Source organism: Achromobacter spanius, assembly GCF_002812705.1.
GTDB classification, from domain to species: domain Bacteria; phylum Pseudomonadota; class Gammaproteobacteria; order Burkholderiales; family Burkholderiaceae_B; genus Achromobacter; species Achromobacter spanius.
In genome coordinates this window covers 1,812,460-1,835,135 of record NZ_CP025030.1, presented here as the reverse complement: position 1 = coordinate 1,835,135, position 22,676 = coordinate 1,812,460, and the positions used below count along the sequence as shown (strand labels likewise).

Here is a 22,676-nt window from a genome sequence, read left to right as displayed (position 1 = left end):
GCTACTATGGCTCAAACCCAAGCACACGCTGGCAGCGTGACGGTCATCTCTGCTGGCTCGAAGTCGCTCGTGTCCGGGCTTTACTGGCAGACGCTATCGCAGCCTCAAAAGGTGATGAAGGAGGCTCGGGAGATCGGAAAGCGGGACGGGATGGACATCGTCGCTATCCGGCGACTCCCCACGATCATTCAGGCCGGCTTCGTCCGCAAACAAGCGGGCGTTCAGAAAGGCATGTTCAGCCTGGCTTCGATCGTGGCCGACCTGCTCCTACGCAAAGAAGGGCAGTCCACTCTGGACCCCCTTATTGCAGCCTTCGCCGTAGGAGATGGCCGGTTCGCGATTGTCGCGTTTAAGGACGGCGGCGTAGTACCGGATTCCGACGTTGTTTTTCAAACCCTGGAGCAAGCTCAAGAGGCGGTGCGAGCCCTCTACGCCCTTCTCTCATCCAAGGGCAAGGAAGTTACGGTCTACGCACCCCCAGAGCTCGAATTTGGGGGGGATGCGTCCGTCACATTGGCGGCTCTTGAGAAAGCTGCAGCAAGGGAACATAAGCTGAAGCCCCTTCGCTTTGGCCTAAGCCGGCGGGAATGGGTGCTTGTTGCAGCTACGGTGCTGGCGCTAATTTCATCCGCCATCGCCTTTTACGTGTGGAGTGAGCACGAGCGTGAACGGCAAGAACGCCTAGAACAGCTGCGCCAGGCAGAGCTGGCGCGCGTCAAACTGGATAGCGGCCAAAATGTCCTGCCGGCAGCTCTGGTGCATCCATGGACGACCACGCCGTCCGTGCCGGCCATGATTGCACATTGCGAGCACGCCGCACGATCAGCTCCACTTTATGTCAGCGCGTGGGAACTCAAAGGTCTCAACTGCAGGCCCAGTGGCTTCGAGGCAGCGTACGTGCGACTACCACGCGCGACTGTCCTGGATTTCCGAGCGGCCGCAGCCTCCGCTTTCTCGCCAGGCGCCACCGTTTCTATCCAAGCAGACGCCAACCAGGCGACCGTGCGAGTCATATCCAAAGCACCGGCCGGCGGAGACGACGAGATGGCGGACATCGGCTTCAGAGTCGACAGCCTGGTGTCGCATCTCCAAAAGCAGATTATTCCGATCACGGTCTCGCCAAAGGCTCCGCCCAGTCCGGGAGAACTAGGTAGCCAAGGGACCACACAACCACCGGACTGGGCGACCGCAACCTTCGAAATAACTTCCGACTGGCCCGCAGACTCCATTTTCAAGGGGTTCGACACACGAGGCGTGCGCCTGCTGGAACAGTCTACGACCATCAAGGAGAGAAAGCTCTCCTACTCGATGAAAGGTGAGATCTATGGAAAGTAGGACCGCAGCCGCGCTTTGCGCGGCCCTGACTTTGCTTTTTGCTTCGACCCCACACGCCGGCGCGCAAGTCGCGCGAACGACTGATCACAGCCCGCCGCCGGCGGGCACGCTTGCGGAACTTGCCGACATTCAACTCCGCCGGCTTACGTACGAAGCGCTCACCGGCATGAACGAAGCAAAGATGGCCTACGAAAAGACCTCGCGGGTCGAAGACCGCAGCGCGACTGGTGTTCCCGCTGTCCGCTCTGTCCAAGGCGTTGGCAGCCAGCTTTACGCCGTTCTCGTGTATGCCGGCGGCGCCCAGGCGACTGCGCGGCCCGGCGAAGACGTGCCCGGGGGATACCGCGTGAAGGCCGTTTCTGTCGACCGCGTCGTTTTGACCCGCAACGGTCAAGATCTCCGCTTGGGCTTTTCCGCAGAAGCTCCTCAAGCGGTATCCGACGGCCCGGTTCGGCTTAACTCTCCGTTCCCTGGCACTGCCATGCCATTCCAACCCGGAAGGTAAGCGACCATGGACACCACGATCCACGCCCCAAATGCCCCTGGCACCGAGGACCTGGAGCTCCCCTCAGCGGCCGAGCCGCTCCGTCGCGTTCAGAACTTGAGCGCGGTGGGCGGCGCGTGGCAGGCTCCCGAGTACGTCATCGACCGCGTCGTATTGGCCGATGACGGTGTGCTCTACGTCGACGAGGAGCACAGCGATGACATGCGCGTAATGTCCTATATGTCGCGCCTGCGCCTTAACCGTGTGACGTTTTCCCCGCGGCTGGTTAGCCACTCCGAAATCAAACGACTGCAGCAGACCGCCAAGGATGGCGCTTCGCTATCGATCACCGAAGGCCCTGGAAGTACAAAGACAGCGCAGCAAGAACAAATAAATCGAATGATCTCCGAGGCGGCGCGCCTCGGTGCAAGCGACATCCACTTCTTGCCGGACGTGGATAAAACCTATGTGAAATACCGAATCAACGGCATTCCGGAAGCTCGGTTCACGCTCGATCGAGCCGTCGCCGAAGACCTGGTATCGACGCTCTACACGTCGATGTGTGAAAAGCCCGACAACTACGAGCCATCACGAAAGCAGAATGCCCGCCTGATGGAACGCTACGCTCGCCAGTCCGGCTTATTCGTATGCCGAGTCGCGACCGGCCCAGCAGCCCGCGGGAGGAAGCTCGTCATCCGTCTCTATCCCGACACGGGTGACACCCCGAAGTCGATGGAGGAACTTGGGTATCTGCCGGAACAATGCACGCAAATACGCCTGTTTTCGCGCAAGACGTCCGGGATTGTGCTGGTGACCGGCACGACCGGCTCCGGAAAATCCACCACACTCAACCACTATCTCAAGCAGGCTCTTCTACATGCCGAGGGCGAGCTTATCATCGCCACGGCCGAGGATCCCGTCGAACAGCCCATTCGCGTGGTTACCAAGCGCGATGGCAACGATGTCGTTTATGTCGCTGTCCAAGAGCCAATAATCCCGGCCGGCACCAGTGAAGAAGAGATTGAAGCCGCCTGGGTCGACGCGATCGATCACATGCTTCGATCAGACCCCGACTCGATCCTGATTGGTGAAATTCGTGGCAAGGCGTCCGTACGCTCGGCAATTCGCGCAGCGCTCACAGGCCACCCAACACTGGCCACGCTCCACGTGAAAGACGCAATGAGCTCTTTCGACCGCCTGGAAGACTCGGGCGTCCCGAGAAACCTGCTAACCGACCCCACCCTGTTCATCGGCATCATCAATCAAGCGCTGGTGCCTATCCTGTGCCAGCACTGCAGCGCCCCATTTTGCGACGTAGAGGATCGGCTTGAGGTGGGGCTCCGAGACCGTGTACGGCACTTCTGCGACGTCTCAGGCGTTCGTGTACGAGGGCCTGGTTGCCCTAGTTGCCGCCGCGGCCTAGTCGGACGCACAGTCTGCGCCGAGGTCGTCTCGCCTAACCCAGCCTTGATGTCGGTCTATCGCAAACAGGGAACCTTCGCCGCGCAAAAGTACTGGGTCCAAAAGATGGGCGGGATCACCCAGTGCGCCCACTTAATTCGCCTGATTGAGGCGGGCCGAGTGGACCCCGACCTCGGTGAGCTGATGGTGCGGCCACTGGATAGTGACGACTGGCTCAACGAAGCTGCGCGACCGCAACGACCAGGTCGCTTGCATGGACGTAAGAGCGGATCGCTGTTTAGCCAATGGAGGTCTCGCCATGGCAAAGCTTAGCTCCCGCCGGCGAATGCTCATTTACCGCACCCTGTATTCCATGGCGCGGTCCAAGGTGCCGGTCTACGACGCGTTGGTCGACATTCAAAAGGCGCACAGCCGAAACGGGCGACGCCCCAAGGCGGTAATCGCCGTTTTTGCGCACGAGGTTCTGGTAAGACTGTCCAGCGGCATGAGCGGGGACCGATTTGCAGAGGCGTTCGAAGGATGGCTCCCGCCGACCGAGATCTCTATGCTGGCTTCTGCCCAGAAGGCCGGCGACATTGCCACGGGTTGCGACGACGCGATCAAGCACATCAAGCGTCAAGCGCGAGTTCGATCAGCCATCGTCAGCGCTGTTTCCTATCCGTCTGTGATCGTCGTGATGGCGATAGTCCTACTCACATTTGTGTCCTTTAAGGTTGTTCCGATATACGCCAGAGGCTCCGATCCAGCAACATGGACCGGACAGACTGCCGTCGTTTATTGGATGAGCGAGATTGTCCGGCACTACGGCATCTTCATTCTGCTAGGCCTTGTCAGCGTGGGCTACGCAATCCGGTGGTCGTTGCCAAACTGGACGGGGCGACTACGTCCAGCGTTTGAGTGCCTGCCGCCGTGGTCGACATACAAGACGATGCAGGGTGCGGTCTTCTTCTCCAATCTCGCAATTCTGCTCAATGCCGGCGCTGATCTTCTGCAGACCATGGTGCATATTCACAAGCACGCCAATCCGTGGCTGCAACAGCGCTTGCAGGACACCATGTATGGATTGAGCATGGGCAAGAACCTGGGTGTCGCCTTGGAGCTTGCTGGCCACAAGTTCCCCGACGAAGAATCCATCGCATACATCACCACGATCGCGTCTCGCGAGGGCTTCGCTTTTGCCCTGTCTGAATTTGCGACCAACTCCGCAGAGACTGCTGCAGAGCGCCTTGAAGCCTCTGGGAAGGTCTTTTTCTACGTGGGCCTGATCAGCGTGACCGCCCTTGCAGCTCTCATCTTTTTTGGCCTATTCGGACTGCAAACCGCCGCAATGGGCGATCGAGCTTTCTAACCGCGCGCGAATAGCGCAGAGCATCAACTGTTTCATCCTTGGAGCATTACATGACGACCTACGTTAACCCTTCCTCCATCAACAACCACTTGGCTGAATGCGAGCCCGCGCCGGAGCACGATGTGAAGGTGGCCGACCAACACGCCCTGCCTCATGCGGGTACACCGCTCGCCCGCCAAGCAGGAGCTTCCGTTGATAATTTCTTGGCCTGGATGCTCTTGGCGGTTGTGGTGGCTGCGGCGATCTTCGGGGCCTACTACGTCCTCAACAAGGATACCGAGAACAACCAAGAAGCTCAGAACATCGCGCAGCTGGTAAAGGGCGCGAAGCTTCTCCGGGACATGAACGGCTATGGAAATGTGACCACCGCCGCATTGCAGGCCGCCGGCGCAATTCCTAGCAATATGATTGGCGCGACCACCGGCACCCTCTATCACAGCTGGAACGGAGAAGTCACCGTTGTGGGTACAGCGACGCAATTCGTCATCACTTATCGGGCGGTCCCGAGCAGCAACTGCATCCCGCTGCGTGCCAATCTGTCCCGTACGGCTCAGTTCGTCAGCATGACGAATTGCCCGACCACCGGCAACGTCGACCTCGTACTGACTGCGCGCTGATGGAGACGATGCCCGTTACCTTGGAGCAGGCTACAAGCCTGCTTGACCTGCGATTCGTCGACATGATCATCGGCCCTGATTACGCGGAGCTTCGTGAGCTGGAGGGTAGCCAGTCCCTCACCGATAAGGTGCCGGGCCATCTGCAGGCCGACGTCAACTTGCTGCGACAGCAATGCAGGCAGGCGCTTCGCACGCTGACAAAATCCGAATTTACCGCCACCTTGGGTGAAGAGAAATTCCGAGTGACGCAGCTCTTTGACGTCGATTCTCAAGACATCTTCATCCTCGCCAGGGCAGACGTAAAGACAAGGCCCTTGAAGTCGCTCGGCATGGCAGAGCGGCTATTCAATCACCTAACTCGGCCAAAACTGAGCGGCCTAGTTGTGGTGTCGGGGGGCATGCGGCACGGCAAAACTTCCACGGCCGACGCCATCTTTATTGATCGCCTGGAACGGCACGGTGGCCTTGGCATTGCTCTAGCCGACCCGCCAGAGACGGCGCTGAACGGAATTCACGGAAAGGGACGTGCCATCCAGATCGAGGTAGCGCGCGAGCACGGTGGCTATCAGGAACAGCTAATGCGGGGCCTTCGATCTCGCGCCAACATCTTCTACTTGGGCGAGACACGCGACCCGCCATCAGCCATTGAGGTCGTCCGCGTGAGCGGCAATGGATGGCCTGTGCTGACAACGCTCCACGCCGACAGCCCCGAGCTAACGTTCACCAAGCTGCAGTCGCTATGCGCCGGATCCGGCGCTTCTGTCGAATCCTTCAATGCAATGCTGGCCGACAACATCGCTGCAGTGATCCATCAACAACTTGAAACCGTAAAGACAGCTACGGGTATTGCGAAGCGCCTACAGATCAACTGGCTGGTGTTGGATGGCAAAGAAGACACCGCAATACGCGCGAAGATCCGGAAAGGCGATTTCGCCGGGCTGAACACGGAAATTGCGGCCCAGAAGGCGGCAGCGATATTTGGGAATCGAACATGAAACGACACTATCGAGTATGCGCGACCAGACGCAAGCAAGCTGGCTTCACGGTGCTTGAGGCCTTGCTCGTGACCCTTCTGTTCGCAGCGGTCATGGGACTGTGGAACTGGTATCAAGCCGATTACGTCGCAACGATTACAAGCCGGCAGGCTGCTTTCCATCAAAAGCAAGTCGGTAATGCCGCCGCCGCGTATGTCAAGAACAACTACGCTGCGCTTCTGGCCTCTACCGCGGGCGGCCCCGTGACTGTCTCGCTGGACACAATACGGAACGCCGGAAACTTGCCCGCAGCCGTGCCTCTTCTCAACCCCTATGGCCAGGCTTACACGCTCGCCGTTCGTCGGGCCACTCAAGGCGGACAGGCCATCCTTGAAGCGCTGCTCGTTAGCGGAGGCGGGGCGGATGTGCCAGAGACGGACCTGCGCCGAACTGCCGCCATGCTGGAAGGCGGCGGCTTCGTACTCACAAGGCAGCCCGCGATCGCTCAGGGGTCGATGGGCAGTTGGCAGGTGCCGGTCGCCAGCTTTGGGCTTTCATTGCCGGGCGGAAACTTGGCCACCGCGTTGTTCTTCAACAGTGCCGGACAGGTAACCGACTATCTCTACCGGAATGCCGTCGCCGGCCGGCCGGAGGTCAACCGGATGAACACAAGCATCGACGTAAACGGCAACGATCTCAACAACGTCCGCACTGTTCGAACACAGACGGTCGAGGCCTCCGGCAATGTCAGCACCAAGGGAGCCCTTATCGTCCAGAGCAGCGACGGTGCAAGCAGCACGGGCTGGTACACCGCCGGCAATGACGGTTGGCTTCGCGTCTTGCACGACAACCATGTGGTCACCAATGGCGAGATTCGAGGCGGCGCCGTGCGTTCAATGGGACAAACCTTTTCGCATGGCCGGCTCAACGCCTACGAGTATCTATACGTCGGCGGTGTTGCCAGCGAGGGTTGGGCTTGCGAAGCAAATGGTCTAGTGGCCCGCACAGGAATCGGAGAGCCCTTGGCGTGCCAGTCAGGCGTTTGGCGCAAGTCCGGCGGTGGGCAGCTGCGTTGCGAGTATTACTTCGCCGGCCGTGCAAGCGACAACCTCCCTGCAGATAATTCATGGTGCCCGGCCGGCATGATCGTCACGAGCGTGACGAGCTCCGGCAGCAATCAAAATTTCTATACGGTCATGGGCAAGAGCCTGTATGCCGGCAACGTCGGGCAGGGATACACATGCTGCGGTATTTCATGATCGCCTCTGTCGCGCTAGCTTTCTAACAGGACGCCGACTCTATGGGCCTGCTTATGCTTCCCCTATTCGCCCTGCTGACGCTCTTAGCGGCTTGGGCGTCAAGTTCCGACCAAACCATGGTCGATGTGCTGCTTCACCAGGAGGCGAGCTCCGCGGGCGGAAGCTTGCGGATCTATGCGAATGCAGTCGCGCAGTTTTCCCGTGTAAACCCCGCCTTTTCCGGGCCTGCGCCCAACAGCTCGCTTGATCTACCGACCTGGTTCAAGCCGCAGGCCGGGACTGCCAATCACATCGACGCCGGCAGGGCATATGTCTTCTTCGTTCCCGGCGATGCCCAGCCCGACCTGTATCTGATGTTCCCAGAAGAGGAGACGGGGCTGCCCTACCTGGTGGGCATAGCCCGAAGCGGCCACCTCTACTCGCCATCGGCAGGGGCGGCAGTAGCTGTGCTGCCTGGTGCTATCCCGGAAGGTGCGGTGGTGTACGTCCTCTGACCGCACGTCTCCAACAAAAAACCCCCGCCAGGCAGTGCCGTGCGGGGGTTGATGCGCTCTTGCGCTAAGGTTGCAGACGTTATGGGCCGCTGCAGGCCTGGGATGTAGGGTGGGGGTTGGCGCCCGAGTAAGCTCAATTGTAGGCTTGCCAGAAGCGACGTGATCGCCTCTGGCAAGCCTACTCGGGCTATAAGTGCCCTGCCTTAGCAGAGCGGAGAATCGTAGAGAAAGCCGCGGCCGGTTCAGGGCCGCGACGGGTAGCTCAGTCTCGATCGAGGAACGCCAATTCGCCGAATCGAATGAGGGTGAAGGACACTGCTTTTTTCATCTGGCCTGTTCAGCAGCCTAACCAGATACTCGGGATGCGCCATTTTGAGTGCGGCGCGCACTGAACAACCTGCGAAGTTCTCTTCAATAGGCGCTGGCGGCGTCCATTGAAGAAAACTCCACGTAAGTGGAGTTTTGGGGTTTGGCTTGGACTTAGTTGCCGTCCGTGCCAGTTCGAACACCTTCAGCCGAAGCTTCGGGTTCAACGTACTGATAGACCAACACGCCATCGACTTTCGCCATGTGGATCTTCAGCAAGCGGCCCTTAAGGACTACTCCTGTTTGACCTGCACGAGTGCCGGTCGTGATCTTATAGGTATCGATGTACGGATCGCCGATGGTCACGGACGCCAAGACCTTTCGGCTGGAGTCGTTCGCAGCTTCTTGAAGCTTTTCGGTCATGACCTTGATGGCCTCTTTGCCGACAATCTTGACGTCGCAATTCAGCCAGGTGAGTGAATCCGCATTGCCTTCCTGCGCTTCACCGTGAAAGATGCTGATACTGCACGACAGGAATGGCGCGCCTTTCTTGGGCTTAACTTCGCGGACGCGACGGACATAGCCGAGGCCACGAAGGTGGGCGTCGAAGTACTTGGGGGTGTTTGCTTGAGCCATGACGGATCTCCTAAAGAAAAGGGGAACCGCCGCCCCAGTCGGGGAGGAAAGTTCCCCGATGGGCTGAAAAAGACACTCCTGGTCGCTAGACCTGCGGTCACCGAATGGTGGAGCCAAACCGCTTTGCTACAAAAGATTCCGACATAAGCAGTCGGAGCGCTTTCTAGCCGATATCTTACGTTTGCGAGGCCGAGAAATCAACGAGATTTGCGCACCGCAGTGGGGAAATTCCAGACCCCCACGAGTCCTTTACTGTGGACTTGCGGCCTTGAATGGCAATATCGTCGCGGTCGCAGTGCGACGGGGCGCCAGGTCCCGGCAAGGGTCTATCTCGCTCAGCTCTGCTGCGGATACAACTTCGATAACCATTAGCGTGTTGCCGTCCGCGTCCAGGAACACTGACTCAACCTCTCGATCTTCCCGCTCCTCACCGCACACGGCAAGCACTGTCACGTCACCAAGGCGCGCGTGCATTGCTTTCGAACCCACTGCCAGTTTATTGATCCAGGGAGAGAGAATGTTCATCGCAAATTCCTTTTCAAGTTATTCAATGCTTGTGGGTAGGGGGCCTTGCCGTCCATCGCTAGGGCCGGCTGGCCTCGCGGGCACCTGCCCCCCGTGATATGTAGCGGCACCGGCACGCTGGCCATCGACCGCGCCCCAGTCGAGGTTGGATTCGATTTCCTCCCCATCGTCCGGATGCGTTGCTGCCTCCGCTTGAGGGCTATCCTCTAACTCGCCACCGGATTCCCGCGGCGGCTGTGCAGGCGCAGTAGATCGGACGATGTCGACCTTCCCTGCTGGCAGCAGCACGGTAAACCGATCGGGCTTTCCCGCCAGAATAATGTAGTTCCCCTGCACATCTGCCGACCCCTGTACGCCTCCTTGCAGATAGATGGGTACCGACCGGATATCGGCTGGCAACGGCCTATCAAGCACCACAACTGTCTTGCCCTGATCCCCGAACGCACGTACAACCCCAAGCGCCGCGCCAGTGTCTACCGTGTAGTCAAAGTCTAAGCCATCGGGCGCTACTTGGAGACCTTGGACTTTCCCAGCGCAACCAGATATACCGATAGCTGCGACAAGGAAGACTGCCGCTGAAGCCTTTTGCTTCATGCGTTTCGGGGATGACAGTTCGAGGTTCAATTTCTATCCTATGTTGCGCCCAGATTGCGGGCCACCGCGCAGCACAACGGGCACATGATAGAACGCTCCGCGGGAGCTAAAAAGCTCTGTAGCGCTCTTGCCAAACCGTGCATGTTGTGTGTAGGATTCCGCCCAGTACGCCCGTCAGAGCTCATCTGACATCCTTTGCAGTGCGCGGTTTGGCTCCACCATTCGGTGACCGCAGGTCTAGCGACCAGGAGTGTCTTTTTCAGCCCGTCGGGGAACTTTCCTCCCCGACTGGGGCGGCGGTTCCCCATTTTCATTTTGGAGAACCGACATGAGTTCAACCCTCAGCGTTGCAGCCCTTTCCATCGCTTTTGGCATTTGCGTTGGCTCGCTTATCTGGGGCGCATTTGCGCTCGGCTCAAGGCTCACTGTTGCTGCCCGCGCTCGCGTGGACAGCATAGTGATCAGCTCGAAAAAAACACGCCGCACGGCCGTCGTTACTACGGTAGTGGTGGCCGGCCTACTCGCCGGATGTGCGAACCAAAGCGCATCAGGTGGCGTGTACAGCTACCAGCAAGCCCAGCAGGTGCAGCAGGTCCAATCGGGGACGGTCCTTTCGGCACGACCTATCACCATACAGGCCAGCTACAACTCTGGTGCAGGCATGGCTGCGGGCTCCACACTCGGTAGCTTGGCAGGCAGCTTCATTGGAAACCATAAGGGGTCCTATGTCGCAGCGGCCCTGGGCGCTTTGATTGGCGGAATTGCAGGTAATTCCGTCGAGCGCAAGGCATCTCAAGCCGCAGGTATCGAAGTCGTAGTGAGGCTCGATAGCGGCCAGATGCAGGCGGTCGCGCAAGAGGCGGACGTTCCGTTAAAGCCCGGTCAACGGGTAAATGTTCTGAGCGGTGCCGGCGCGACACGCGTCGTCCCGATTTAAACCCAGGCAGCGGCGTCCACTCGGCGCCCTGCCTCTTCCCAATCCGGGCCCACGCCCGTGGGGCGATAGGGTTCTCTTTCGAGGTCTGCAATGAGCAACCATTACTTTGACACCGTTCACAAAGATCACCCCATTACCGTGAATCTCGGTTGGGACCGCCAATTGAGCTACTTTTTCATGGTCATTCTCAGGCCGGTCGAGCTTCTTGATGCCACCCAGGCAGATGAGGCGGATTTCTATCTCTACTCTAATCTTCTCGAATCGAATGCCTTCGGCAAAAATCTCGATTATTACCGCACCGTCCTCAATAACTTTGGGATAGTCGTGCCGGAAAGCATGTTCATCGAGACGTTGCACGACAGTCTCAACAACGTCGGAAACCGTGTCGGCACGCACCAGGCGGACGGCTCCTTCACTGAAAGCTCTAAGTAGGGCTTGTCGTTCTCTCACCCATCGGGGCTTCCCGATCGGGGGCCTCATATTCTTGAAGGCCTTGTTATGACCCACCCTTCCCCCAGCGAACGAATGACGAATGTCGAATGCGTCGCGGACCTGATGGAGTATTCCTCTTTCGGACCGCTTGCCCAGATGTTCGTCGTCGACGCCTTGCTCAAGCACGCAACAACCGTGTCACAGCTCAGCGACGAAGCGCTCGAAGAGTGGCCCGAGAATCCGCTGTTTCACGCGCATTCATGGCGGGGCGTAGCAAAGGAAATTAGGGCGAAGCTTGAACGACATCTTGATCATCCAGCTTCTTCGTAAAGTGAACAGCAATTCACCCAGCCGCACCAGGACCTTCGAACCTCTTAGATCCTGACGCATAGTTTTCAATCCCCCGTGCGGGCTTTTAGCCCGCAGCCCCTCACTTTCATCTTGGCCCCTCCGGGGGCCGCTTTTATTTCTGGAGCAACACCATGATTAAGATTTCCGGCACGCTGGAGGTCAAGACGATTCGAGGCGGCAATGGCGACTTCAACGTCGGCGAGCTGCAAACAGCGATCGGTGAGTTCAAGATCAAAGACAAGATCCTGGAGCAGTTCCAATCCGGCACCTATCCAGGTGAATTCTTGATCTCAAAAATCTATCCGCACTCCTACACGTGGTACGGAAAGATCACGATTGAGATACGGGCTGCGCTGGCCGAAGTCATGCTTGAAAGCGATGAACCAGACAACGCCGAAATGCCGACTCAAGCTAGCGAGCCTGATCCAGCCGACGAGGAACGTACGTCCCCGCCTGTCACGGCTCAATCAGAAGCAGACACCATGCCTGCGCCGGTGTCTGTATCTCTGCCAGCGCCGGCCACTATTGAAGCGATCGCACCCGACGAGCCCGTGGCCTCGATTGGCGATATTGAAGACAGCGAGCTGCAGGAAATCTTCGGCGCAGAGCTCAGCGAGCTAATCAGAGCCCGTCAGCCAGTGAAGCTTGATCCTTCTGTCGACCGCGCGCTATTTCGGTCTCAGCGGGACTGGCTCGGTAAGCGGCTCGACTACAGCTTCCGTGCGGCCTCTCAAATGTGGCATTCCAAGTAGGAACTTTTGCCCTACATCCTGGGCCGGCATCTGCCGGCCTGCCCTATCAACTCTTCCTAGTAGCTCACTATGGCACTTATCTTCCCCAGGCTAGCTCAGAACTTCGTTCGAAACGGCTATTTCCCAACGGACGAAGAAACACTTACGCGGGTTTCATCAGCACTTGAACTTTTGGAGCCCGATGCCGGCGCCAGACTATATGACCCCTGCTGCGGTGAAGGCGCAGCACTTCACTGGATTGCGTCGACTGTAGACACGCTTCATGGGTCGCCAACTACGGAGACGTATGGCGTCGAATTCGACAAGGGTCGTGCCTGGCACGCGAAGAATCTTTTGCGCACCGCACTGCACGCGGATATACACGACGCATTCGTATCTGCTCGATCGATGGGACTTCTGTTTCTGAATCCTCCCTACGGCGCCGTGGTGGCCGACAAGGGCCACACCGGTGATAGGCATTATGACCGCCTAGAGAAAGTCTTCTATCAGGCCTCCGTTCCGGCGCTAGCGTTTGGCGGTGTGCTGGTCTTGATAGTCCCGCACTACGTCATGGACAAGCAGTTCGCGACGATGATCTCCCGTAACTTCGAGGGCATACAAGCCTTCCTTGCGCCAGAGCAGGAATTTCGCCAGCTTGTCGTGCTAGGAGTCAAAAGGCGTTCTGAGGCACCAGATCCGGAAGTGGTTAAGCGGCTCAGCACGATTGGTCAGGGCGAGCTGCCGCCAGAGCTTCCCAAGGAATGGAGAACTGCGCCCTACCTGATCCCAAACGTTGCTGGCGAGCTTGCTTTTTTCTCCACGAAGATCGACCCAGAGCAGCTGCACGACGAGCTTCAACGTGTTGAAACTGCGACCTTGTGGCCGCAGTTTGGCCGTATCTTCAATACTGGCCAAGTCGCACACAGGCGACCTCTATGCAACCTCTCTGACTGGCATTTGGCGCTCGCGCTGGCGGCCGGCCAGATAAGCGGTGTTGTTGAAGGAGACGACGGCACAAAGCTATTGATCCGCGGCGACACCATCAAGGTCAAGGACCAAGAGGTGCAGCTTGAGGAGGCCAGTAACGGCGATGTGCGAACCACGATAGTGATGCGCGACAAGTTCGTTCCCACGATCGTTGGAATCAACTTCACACCGGGTCCGGATTTGGGCCAGCTCGTCAATATCCGTTGAATGACTTGATGACTGTGGCAAGCGCCACGTCTGTCCAGCCCCTCGCCTTGGCGAGGGTGCTGCCATAAACGCATATTCGGTGCGCTTATGACAGCGTTTTACGTAGCCCGACGTTCTCGGGCCGCCGCCGGCGTAACCGGCATCCTTTCGGTTTGGCTCCATGGGTTTACGCCCTGACCGTGGTCTCTCTGACCTGGAGTGTCCTTCTAACCCCTGCGGGTAACCCCGCAGGGGGCTCCCGCTGTCGCTTGGATTCGCCCAATGACAACGCTTTCCAAATTCATCGTCACTTTCGAAATTCCTCATATACATAGCATCAAGATCGGCGTGGAAGCATCGAACGTTGGTACTGCCCTCCAATTGGCGGAATCGGCGTTCAACTCCGGTTCTCTATGGGAGACACGCAGTTCCCACAAGCTCCTCCACGACGACTTCCACGACGATGGCGAAGCTATGGAACGGTACGTTGAGCAGTTGGACGGCGCGCCGTTTCCGCTTCCTGACGCCACCGTCCACGAGCTGGAACTACAAACTCGTGCGCGAAGCCTCTTGGACTTCTGCCGCATTGTGTGCGACGCAGCCCCGTCGCTGGAGGAGCAAATCGTAGACCTTGATCGGTTGTTCGAGGTACGCCTTTCCGCTCGATCCATTCAACACATCCGCGACCTGCTGCCGCACCTTACAGCGGTCTAGTTCTTCTGGCCGGCGCGACCGGCTTATGTTTACAGGAGCGCTTCTATGATTTTCCGCATTCGCGAACTGCAAGACTTGTTCGTGGACGCTTGCGTCCGGTTTCCCAATGGCGATCTCGCCTTCCTTTCCTTCTACGGCCGAGATGGTTCCGTACAACAACTTTTCGCATCGCTGCAGCTCGGTACACAGGAGGGCGGGCTACGGCAATTGACACTGGTTACGGCTTCATCTTCAGTGGAAACCGTCATTTCGATCGGCGACGTCAAAAGGTTGGATAAGCACACTGGCAGACTGCCGAAACAGACCCTTTTTGGCGGACTTCTACACTGCTGGATCTATGACCCATCCCTATTGAAGCCATCACGGGCAACGCGCAGTGGTTGGGTTCTACAAGACTGCGTCCACACATCGGAGGCCGACGCGGCGGATGATCGCGTATGGAACCTGGTTAAACAGGTCTCCGAAGTGCCTCTAATGGACCACTGGCGTGAATTTATCTTGGGCGAGCTGAGCACAGAGCTGCTCGTCGATCTTACTGACGAGATGTGCCGGCCGGCCGGGAGAATTCACCCGAACTTTGTGCGCATACCTATCGACTTCTCAGCGCGCATTTCGTCATACGTCCGCAACGGCCAATTGAAGCTCGCCGTCGAGGCGTAAATACCGCTTTCCCTACCCTTCCGGGACACCATCCCGGCCGGGCTTGGTGTCTCTCTTTTTTGGAGCACCACAATGAATGCAACCTTCCATGAAGAAGCCGCCGCCTTGAACGAGGCTGAACCGGATCAAACTCGTCGGATTCCGCTATCGGACTTTATTAGCAAATTCGGGTCTGGCCTGCTGCAAGCTGTACGCAAACAAAATCCTCCCATCTTTGATGACCTTGAGCGTGCCGACTGGGATGTCATCATCGACTCCTTGTTGAGGACACCTTTTCCTGCACAGCGTCGTGTCGTTCACGCGATCACCACCTTGTTGACCCAGCATTCGCCTGCTGGAATTATCAATGCGGAGATGGGGACGGGAAAGACCCTTATGGGCATTCTCGTAGCCACACTTCTCCATCACGCTGGTCTCCCTAGAACGCTCGTGCTCGCACCGCCTCATTTGGTTTACAAATGGCGACGGGAAATCCGGGCAACTGTGCCCGGTGCGCAAGTTTGGATCCTCAACGGTCCGGACACCCTTCGAAAGCTCCTTCAATTGCGGACAATGCGCGACCGGCCGACTTCGCCTCAGTTCTTCATCTTGGGGCGTGTCCGGATGCGTATGGGGTTCGATTGGCGTCCTGCGTTTGCAACACGGCCGGTACTGTTCGATTCCGAATTGGGACGGGTTTGCAGAAGCGCCGCTTGCTGCCCGCGCTGCGGTCAGTTTGTGTGCAATGAAGATGGCGTGCCGCTTACCCCTGCGCTCGCGACTTCGGCCTTAAACGAACGTCGTGGAGCGTGCAATTGTGGCGAGCGGCTTTGGACCTTGATCCCAAAGCGCGCAACCCCGACGACCTATCGCGATATGGTCAAGAAGGCGCTCGTTCAAATGCCAACGGTGGGTCCCCGCACTGCGGACAATCTCCTGACTCGCTTTGGCGAGGACATGCTTGGTGACATGCTGCAGGACAACGTCTACGAGTTCATCAATCTGATGGATGAAGAAGGTGACTTGGTGTTCTCGGACCGCCAGGCTAAACGCATGGAACGGGCACTTGCCTATACGGAGGTATCTTTTGGACAAGGGGGGTTTCAGCCCACTGAGTTCATCAAACGCTATCTGCCCCAGGGGTACTTCGGGTTGCTTATCGCAGACGAAGGCCATGAGTACAAGAACGAAGGCTCAGCTCAAGGCCAGGCAATGGGGGTGTTGGCACGCAAGTGCTCAAAGGCACTCGCACTGACTGGTACGTTGATGGGTGGCTATGCCGACGATCTCTACCACCTTCTTTATCGCCTGCATCCGCGGATGATGATTGAGGACGGGTTCAACTTCAATTCCAAGGGCTCAATGGCCTCGGCCACAATGGCCTTCATGCGCGAGCACGGCGTCCTGATCGACATCCATAAGGAATCCAATTCCGGATCCCATCGGACGGCGAAGGGGGACAAGAAGACAGTTTCGACCGTGAAAGGACCGGGTTTTGGTCCGAAGGGAATCATGCGATATGTGGTCCCCTACACGGCGTTCTTGAAACTGTCGCAACTGGGGCAAGATGTCCTTCCACCTTATCGCGAGAGCATGGTGGAGGTCGCTATGTCACCGGACATGGAGTCTGCCTATCAGTACCTTGAGCGTACTTTGGTTGAGGAACTTCGTCGCGCGCTTCGCGCCGGCGACAAGTCTCTCATGGGGGTTGTTCTAAACGCCCTTCTGGCATGGCCGGAATGTTGTTTTCGGCCGGAGACTGTGCGGCACCCGCATACCAAGTCGGTGCTGGTGAACTTGCCGGCTCTATACGGAAACCAGGAGATGACGCCCAAAGAAGGCGCGCTAGTGGAACGTGTAAAGCGGGAGGCCGCGCATGGTCGGCGCACGCTGGTCTACACCACGTATACCGGCACGCGCGACACTTCGGCCAGGCTAAAGGCTTTGCTTGACCAGGCTGGCTTGCGCAGTGCCGTGCTTCGTTCCAGCGTGTCCGCCGAAAAGCGGGAGGACTGGGTGATGGAGCAGGTGGATCGCGGCATTGATGCGCTTGTTTGCAATCCCGAGCTGGTGAAGACTGGTCTGGATATGCTGGAGTTCCCGACCATCTTGTTTATGCAGACTGGCTACAACGTCTACACGCTGCAGCAAGCTGCAAGGCGTAGTTGGCGGATCGGGCAAACGCGCGACGTTGACGTTGATTTTCTTGGCTATCAGGGGTCGGCACAAATGCGCTGCCTTCAACTCATGGCACTGAAGATTGCAGTATCGCAGTCCACGTCTGGCGACATGCCTGATTCCGGTCTCGACATTCTCAACCAGGGAGGCGACAGCATTGAAGTCGCTCTTGCGAAGCAGTTGGTAAGCTGACTTCAATTCTCTTTGCAGGACAGGCCACCCAACCGGGTGGCCTTTTTTTTTGTGCACCCAATTGCGGATCGCGTAGGTTTTTTATACCGGGGCTTTCGCACACACATGGCCCGAAGCTACATGCGGCCAACCGATCTAAGGAGCGATTATTTCGTCTGCTTCTCATTTTTTCGTTGTGCGCCACAGGCTTGAGAGTAAGCTTTGGACTCCGACCACAGGGGAGGTGTTATATGAGCTCAGTAAAGGTTGATTTGGGCCATGGTGGCATAGCCGAGAGGTTGCTCCTGCATCGCCAGGTTCCGGGGTGGGCCTAACGCAGAAATTCACGGCTGCGGACGGCACACTTTCCACAACTTACACCTGCACCTGCTACGATGGCGGCAGGACCTATTCAACATCTAAGTCCTGTCCAAATGGAAACAACCGTTGCGATTGCAGCACACCATCGAAGCCGTCGATCACTTGCGGGTAGTGTGGCGGTCCGAGCATCGATGCATAGCACGGGCTAAAGCCGCCGTTTTTGTTTTGCTTCGCGAGGACGAAACGGCGGTTAGCTCGGGTTGGAATTGCCGATTCGGCAGGTAGGTCGTGTGAATTTCGCGGGGCTACTACTTCTTTCTCCAGAGCCGAGCGGCCTGCTCCGGAAGTCGGCGATAAACCCTTTTTCAGAAATCCGCGTTTGCTGCCATGACAGCGCTCTCTTGAAGAACGCGAACCGTTCTAGTTTTGTATCAGCAGAGAGATGTCATGAGTTCCATCACGACTTGTCGCAATCTTGACTACGGGACGTCCCACAATGCCTTGCGTTCCTGCCGCCAAGATTGAAGGCAATCCAGAATGGTTTGCCGCATGGGTTGAGTGCCAGCGTCATTGTTCTGCGTAGTCAAATACGACCGCCAGCCTGTTCACATGTCCCCCGTTTGGAATTCAAGCGTCAAGGCTGTAGTGAAGGCCATAAAAATTCAGCTCGATTCGCCCAGCTGCACGGCGGCGGCCAGCAGCGCCGCGCGCGTTGCCGCCGGCAGCATCGGCGCTGGCGTTTCTCCGATCACTTTCTGATTCCGCCGCTGCACCGAGCAATCGCGTTCGCCAAGCATCAACACGCGGCCCGCGCCGTCGCCGAAGATCTGCTTTTCCACGTGCCGCGCGTTGTCTACATAGCGCTCGATGAACGCGCTGCCGAAGCGGAAAAAATGTTCGCCTATGCGCTGCACGCTGTCGAACGCCACCCATATTCGCCGGGAATGCAAACCCCACCGCCAAGCTCTGTGGCTTTCAACGGTCCATCCTCGAGATCCTTGCCCGGGGGCCGACGTTCCCTAGTACGCGCATCTCAACAAACCACCGCCGGCGCAGGGAAAGCAAATACCCGTCCACGGCGGGGCAGGCTTCGCTACGTCGATGACGGCGAATATAGCGCTCAGCTCTGAAGGGTCCTGAAGTCGCGCTGCGCGTGGATACTTGTCTATCAGTTCGTCGTCCAGGACAGCTTACGCAGCGCATACAGCGAACCACAATGCCAGTTCGGTCGGCCGACAGGGTCCAGATCTTCGATCTGCTAATGGTCGCGCTTTTACGGAGGAATTACCGATGCAAGAATTCAAACGCGATACCAGCGGCATGCGCCGACCTCTTTCTCCTGCGTGTGCAACCATTCCAGATACGCGCCTTCCAACTCTTCAGCCATTCTGGCTGGGGCAAATCTCCCCAAGCTCTGAAAGTTTTGGCGAGCAGCGTTTGCAAGACACTTGCGTAGAGCGCTGTCCGCAATCAATTTTCCAAGTACTGAACGGAGAATTAGCCTGTCCGCAGGTTTTACAACATATCCCGAAACGCCATTCTCGATGACCTCCGGTATGCACCCGACTGCAGTTGCGACCACCGGAATCCCGGATGCGGAAGCCTCAACAAATGTAGAGCCCGGCACCCTGCCCTCTGGTGTAGTCGCGTATATGTCAAACGCAAAGAGCCGCTGAGCAACATGCGGGGGACGATCCGAGAAATGAAATCTGTTTTCCAAGCCAGCGTTCAGAGCGCGCACGTTCAACTGGGTTCGCAAATGTTCGTCAAATCCGACCAGAACCAGATGTACCAATTTATTTGCCTCCATCAGCGGAACAAGGGCGTCGACGAGATGGTAGAGACTCTGGACATCCGGATGATCGGCCACACTACCCACGACGATGGCACTTTCACAAACGCCAAGCCTACGGCCAGCACAAGCGTTCTCACTTGCACTGCGGACATCTAAGCCGGTAGGCACTGTCCGTACGCGACGCGCCGAAATGCCTCTGTCAAGATACTGCCGCCTCAGGTATTCGCTAACCGTGATGACATATTCGCTTGCGCCCTCGTAGACTTGTGGCAGCCGCTGCCGGCACTCTCGGTGATGAGTTCTTACGACTAGACGCGTTCTTGCAAACGGAGCAAAAAGTCGAGTTCGCAGCTGGTCCCTGACAGAATGAGTGTTCACAACGTCAAATGCGCCAGAGCGAAGCAACGCTCCGATTTTCAACGGTGCTGAAACTGAATTAAGCACCCCGCCCGTCTCAATATCATGCGTAGTGAAGCCCCTAATTTTCGCTTGATGCCCTAACTCGGATCTTGTGGGGCAAACGATTTGCAGTTGGTGTCCACGCTCACGCATAGCCAGCATTTCATTCAAAATTCGCAGCTCCCTGCCACCAAAGCCGGGATTCAAACTTACGTGCAGGATCTTCAGGCGCGGAATCATTGGTCGAGGTGCTTACGTGAAATAATATTGACGCCGGTTAACAGAGTTGACAGCAGTTGGGATCCCCTACGCACAGCACGGACTCAGTGCTCTACCTTGTAGAGCGAGTACCGACGACTTTTATAGATTGCCGCGAGCCTGGACCGCAAGCCCCCGTTGATGGACGCTTCCATCCCCTTTGGAATTGCCACAAATGCAGACTCGCATTGCTCGAAAACAAGCTTATTCAACCCGACCAAATCAATGAGTTCTGCCTTTCCGCCTGAATAGAAGCGCGCCGAGAATGGACGACTATGCACAAAGTAGAGTTTCTGGCCGGCAGTCATCTGCGCAGTTGCTGCAGCTACAAGTTGCTTCTCAGTCTTAAACCTGGTCGGAGCGGTCAAGGAAACAAGACCGAGAATGATCGCTGCGGCCGGCACTAGAGCCCCGACACCTATCAATGCACGCTTCAGAGTCGGTGTTTGGCCCACAAGAAAAATTTCTTTCGCATAAATTGAGAACAGCAAAGCGAACGCGGGCAAGCCTGGCAGCACATACGTCCATAGTATGTTTCCGGAGAAAGTGAAGAAGACAGGGGAGGCCAGAGTCCACATAGCCAGATAGCCGACGAGCGGCAATCTCCAAACCTGAAGAGCTCTTTCTCGGCGTGATGGCCGAGCAATCAGCCAGCCCGCGAGGAGAACTCCAACCCATCCCCACGGGAAAGACGCCAATAACCACTCGGCCCAGATGCTGCCAAGCGGTCTTTCATGAGCGGTGCCATACAAATCGCCCTTCCAGCCGGCGTCTAAAAACCTTAGAAAGTGCTCACCCACCAAAAAGTACTGCAGGAAGCCAGGGGTCTTCGCCTCTGCGTAGACGTACCATGGCACGGTCAGAGCAAGAGTTACCAGCATTCCCTTGAACCAAGGGAGGGCCGTCACATAGAGCAAACGCTGTCGATGGACCGCGATCCATGGAACAATAGCGATACCAATAAGGACGAATGTGAGAGGCCCTTTGGAAAGCAGCCCAATAGCCAAGCCTACAAAGAAGCCGTAGCGCCAGAACAGCGTCGACCTTGTCGGCGCAACCAGGAACGCCAACATTGAATAGGAGACCCCTAGCGCAAAGAACGAATCCGTCAAAACCGCGCCAGCTGCGGCAAGCGGAAGAAGCATAGAAGCCAGAACTAGCGTCGCCAAGCGCGCGGAAGCACGACCGGCCAGGATGTCAGCCGCGCGATACAGCAATGCCGCCAGTGCAGCCATAGCGACAAAGGAGGGGAATCGAACTGCAAATTCCGATCCCCCGAGCATTAGTATTCCGAGCGCTTGACTCCAGAACGACAGGGGAGGCTTCCCCCAGAATGGAACCCCGGGTTCAAACCAGGGAGTTATCCAGTCGCCAGACTCGGCCATTAGACGTGCTATCTCTGCATATCTCGGTTCCGACGTGTCAACCAACGGCATAACCGCCATTGAATAGAGGCGCGCAAGCACAATCCCCGCCAGGCCCCCGAAGAACCACTTATCCTTCAACTGCATTTTTCGGTCTTAACCTTCGCTGGGCTAAAAGGAGTTCCGGCATTCTGATCCAGCACGTCCCGTACTATGTATATCGGGCGTTGTTTCGTCTCCATATAACCCTTGCCTACATACTCGCCCAGCAGACCGATTGTTAAAAGCTGAATTCCGCTTAGGAGCGTAATCATCGCTGTTAGAGACGGGTAGCCCGGCACGTCATGACCGAAAACAATAGTCTTGAAAATTATCCAAAGGCCGAACGAGCCGCCCGCTAACGCTACGATTGCGCCAACACCGGTTGCCCATCGCAATGGGGCCGTGGAGAAGGAGGTGATGCCCTCAAGCGCGAGCCCAAACAAAGCGAAGTAGTTCCACTTGGTTTTTCCCGCAGCCCGATTAGCGCGGTCATAATCTATAACCTTGGTCGGGAAACCAATCCAGGCGTACATGCCCTTCATATAGCGGCATCGCTCTGGCAATTGAAGTAGCGCATTCACCGTTCGACGGCTCATTAGCCGAAAGTCCCCAGTGTCTGCGGGGATGCGGGACCGACTTAGGCGGCTGAGAATCCGATAGAAGGCGAATGCGGAAAGCCGCTTTGCTATCCCTTCTCCCTCACGCTTTCGCCTGCGCATCGAAACCACATCGACCCCTTCTTGCCACGCCTGGACCATCTCTGGGATCAACTCTGGGGGGTCCTGCAAGTCAGCGTCCAACATGATCACCGCCGCGCCCCGAGTGTGCGCGAGACCGGCGCTCATGGCCGCCTCTTTCCCGAAGTTCCGGCTTAGCCGCACCACGCGAACCCTGGGGTTTCGACGCATTAACGCCGTAAGTAGGGGTACGCTTTCATCGGTGCTTCCGTCGTCAACAAATACAATCTCATAAGGCAGCGCAAGCTTTCTCAGGATTGGCTCGAGCCTTGCATGACAGATCGGCAAGACTTCCTGCTCGTTCAAGAACGGGACGACAACGGAGATCTGGACGTCGTCCTCCGTTCCAACAACTGCCGTAGCAGGATTCGACGGGATCGTGGCCATGGAATAGGACCAAAAATGTAGACGGCTGCCAATTTACGTAAAACCGCACGACA

At 57.4% G+C, this 22,676-nt stretch carries 21 protein-coding genes and 1 pseudogene; 16 read left to right on the top strand and 6 right to left on the bottom strand.

The features are described from left to right. Positions 1-6: 6 nt before the first annotated feature. From pilO2 to pilM, 8 genes are read left to right on the top strand one after another with little or no spacing between them, the layout of a single operon-like run. Entirely contained in the window at positions 7-1,335 is a 1,329-nt protein-coding gene (gene pilO2 / locus CVS48_RS08385; protein ID WP_100857565.1) for a type 4b pilus protein PilO2, read from the top strand. After that, positions 1,325-1,840: a type IV pilus biogenesis protein PilP gene (gene pilP / locus CVS48_RS08380; RefSeq protein ID WP_100854036.1), complete on the top strand. Its 516-nt coding sequence runs from the start codon at positions 1,325-1,327 to the stop codon at positions 1,838-1,840. The genes pilO2 and pilP overlap by 11 nt, the downstream gene beginning before the upstream one ends. A gap of 6 nt (positions 1,841-1,846) precedes the next feature. After that, positions 1,847-3,553: a GspE/PulE family protein gene (locus tag CVS48_RS08375; RefSeq protein WP_100854035.1), complete on the top strand. Its 1,707-nt coding sequence runs from the start codon at positions 1,847-1,849 to the stop codon at positions 3,551-3,553. Beyond that, entirely contained in the window at positions 3,540-4,589 is a 1,050-nt protein-coding gene (locus tag CVS48_RS08370) for a type II secretion system F family protein (RefSeq protein ID WP_158218662.1), read from the top strand. The genes CVS48_RS08375 and CVS48_RS08370 overlap by 14 nt, the downstream gene beginning before the upstream one ends. Before the next feature lie 50 nt (positions 4,590-4,639). Then, on the top strand, positions 4,640-5,206 hold the full coding sequence (locus CVS48_RS08365) for a type 4 pilus major pilin (RefSeq protein ID WP_242001341.1): 567 nt from the start codon (positions 4,640-4,642) through the stop codon (positions 5,204-5,206). A gap of 8 nt (positions 5,207-5,214) precedes the next feature. Continuing rightward, positions 5,215-6,201, top strand: a complete 987-nt coding sequence (locus tag CVS48_RS08360) for an ATPase, T2SS/T4P/T4SS family (RefSeq protein ID WP_223264754.1) — start codon at positions 5,215-5,217, stop codon at positions 6,199-6,201. Next, positions 6,198-7,439 (top strand): shufflon system plasmid conjugative transfer pilus tip adhesin PilV, encoded by a 1,242-nt coding sequence (gene pilV, locus CVS48_RS08355; RefSeq protein ID WP_100854034.1) that lies wholly within the window; start codon positions 6,198-6,200, stop codon positions 7,437-7,439. The genes CVS48_RS08360 and pilV overlap by 4 nt, the downstream gene beginning before the upstream one ends. Positions 7,440-7,480: 41 nt before the next feature. Further along, positions 7,481-7,933, top strand: coding sequence for a type IV pilus biogenesis protein PilM (gene pilM / locus CVS48_RS08350; RefSeq protein WP_088588769.1), 453 nt, complete (start codon positions 7,481-7,483; stop codon positions 7,931-7,933). 480 nt (positions 7,934-8,413) lie between these two features. Here the strand turns inward: pilM and CVS48_RS08345 are convergent, their stop codons facing one another. Together CVS48_RS08345 and CVS48_RS08340 are read right to left on the bottom strand one after the other, a co-directional pair. Continuing rightward, on the bottom strand, positions 8,414-8,875 hold the full coding sequence (locus CVS48_RS08345) for a DUF3577 domain-containing protein (RefSeq protein WP_100854033.1): 462 nt from the start codon (positions 8,873-8,875) through the stop codon (positions 8,414-8,416). A gap of 249 nt (positions 8,876-9,124) precedes the next feature. Further along, positions 9,125-9,400, bottom strand: coding sequence for a hypothetical protein (locus CVS48_RS08340; RefSeq protein ID WP_100854032.1), 276 nt, complete (start codon positions 9,398-9,400; stop codon positions 9,125-9,127). A 922-nt stretch (positions 9,401-10,322) separates the two neighbouring features. On the opposite strand from CVS48_RS08340, the gene CVS48_RS08330 reads away from it, so the two are divergent. The 8 genes from CVS48_RS08330 to CVS48_RS08295 all read left to right on the top strand — a co-directional run bounded on the left by CVS48_RS08330 (position 10,323) and on the right by CVS48_RS08295 (position 17,341). Next, complete coding sequence (locus CVS48_RS08330) at positions 10,323-10,931, top strand: outer membrane lipoprotein (protein WP_100854030.1); 609 nt, start codon at positions 10,323-10,325, stop codon at positions 10,929-10,931. Between the two features lie 90 nt (positions 10,932-11,021). Further along, entirely contained in the window at positions 11,022-11,363 is a 342-nt protein-coding gene (locus CVS48_RS08325; protein ID WP_100854029.1) for a hypothetical protein, read from the top strand. Positions 11,364-11,429: 66 nt separating this feature from the next. After that, the gene (locus CVS48_RS08320) at positions 11,430-11,693 is read left to right on the top strand and encodes a hypothetical protein (protein WP_223264752.1); all 264 of its coding nucleotides are present in this window, start codon (positions 11,430-11,432) and stop codon (positions 11,691-11,693) included. A gap of 152 nt (positions 11,694-11,845) precedes the next feature. Then, positions 11,846-12,466: a DUF3275 family protein gene (locus tag CVS48_RS08315; protein WP_100854028.1), complete on the top strand. Its 621-nt coding sequence runs from the start codon at positions 11,846-11,848 to the stop codon at positions 12,464-12,466. A 69-nt stretch (positions 12,467-12,535) separates the two neighbouring features. Beyond that, a complete protein-coding gene (locus tag CVS48_RS08310; protein ID WP_100854027.1) occupies positions 12,536-13,639 on the top strand; it encodes a DUF6094 domain-containing protein in 1,104 nt (367 codons plus the stop codon). Between the two features lie 261 nt (positions 13,640-13,900). Beyond that, complete coding sequence (locus CVS48_RS08305; RefSeq protein WP_100854026.1) at positions 13,901-14,332, top strand: patatin; 432 nt, start codon at positions 13,901-13,903, stop codon at positions 14,330-14,332. 45 nt (positions 14,333-14,377) lie between these two features. Next, positions 14,378-14,992: a hypothetical protein gene (locus tag CVS48_RS08300; protein WP_100854025.1), complete on the top strand. Its 615-nt coding sequence runs from the start codon at positions 14,378-14,380 to the stop codon at positions 14,990-14,992. A 72-nt stretch (positions 14,993-15,064) separates the two neighbouring features. Next, a complete protein-coding gene (locus tag CVS48_RS08295) occupies positions 15,065-17,341 on the top strand; it encodes an SNF2-related protein (RefSeq protein WP_100854024.1) in 2,277 nt (758 codons plus the stop codon). 968 nt (positions 17,342-18,309) lie between these two features. Here the strand turns inward: CVS48_RS08295 and CVS48_RS08290 are convergent. The 4 genes and pseudogenes from CVS48_RS08290 to CVS48_RS08275 form a co-directional block, all read right to left on the bottom strand. Next, a pseudogene (locus CVS48_RS08290) lies at positions 18,310-18,570 on the bottom strand (ATP-binding protein); the annotation flags it as partial. 371 nt (positions 18,571-18,941) lie between these two features. Further along, complete coding sequence (locus CVS48_RS08285) at positions 18,942-20,075, bottom strand: glycosyltransferase family 4 protein (RefSeq protein ID WP_100854022.1); 1,134 nt, start codon at positions 20,073-20,075, stop codon at positions 18,942-18,944. Between the two features lie 83 nt (positions 20,076-20,158). Beyond that, positions 20,159-21,604, bottom strand: coding sequence for an ArnT family glycosyltransferase (locus CVS48_RS08280; RefSeq protein ID WP_100854021.1), 1,446 nt, complete (start codon positions 21,602-21,604; stop codon positions 20,159-20,161). Further along, a complete protein-coding gene (locus tag CVS48_RS08275; protein ID WP_100854020.1) occupies positions 21,595-22,623 on the bottom strand; it encodes a glycosyltransferase family 2 protein in 1,029 nt (342 codons plus the stop codon). Before CVS48_RS08275 ends, CVS48_RS08280 begins: the two co-directional genes overlap by 10 nt. Between the last annotated feature and the right edge of the window lie 53 nt (positions 22,624-22,676).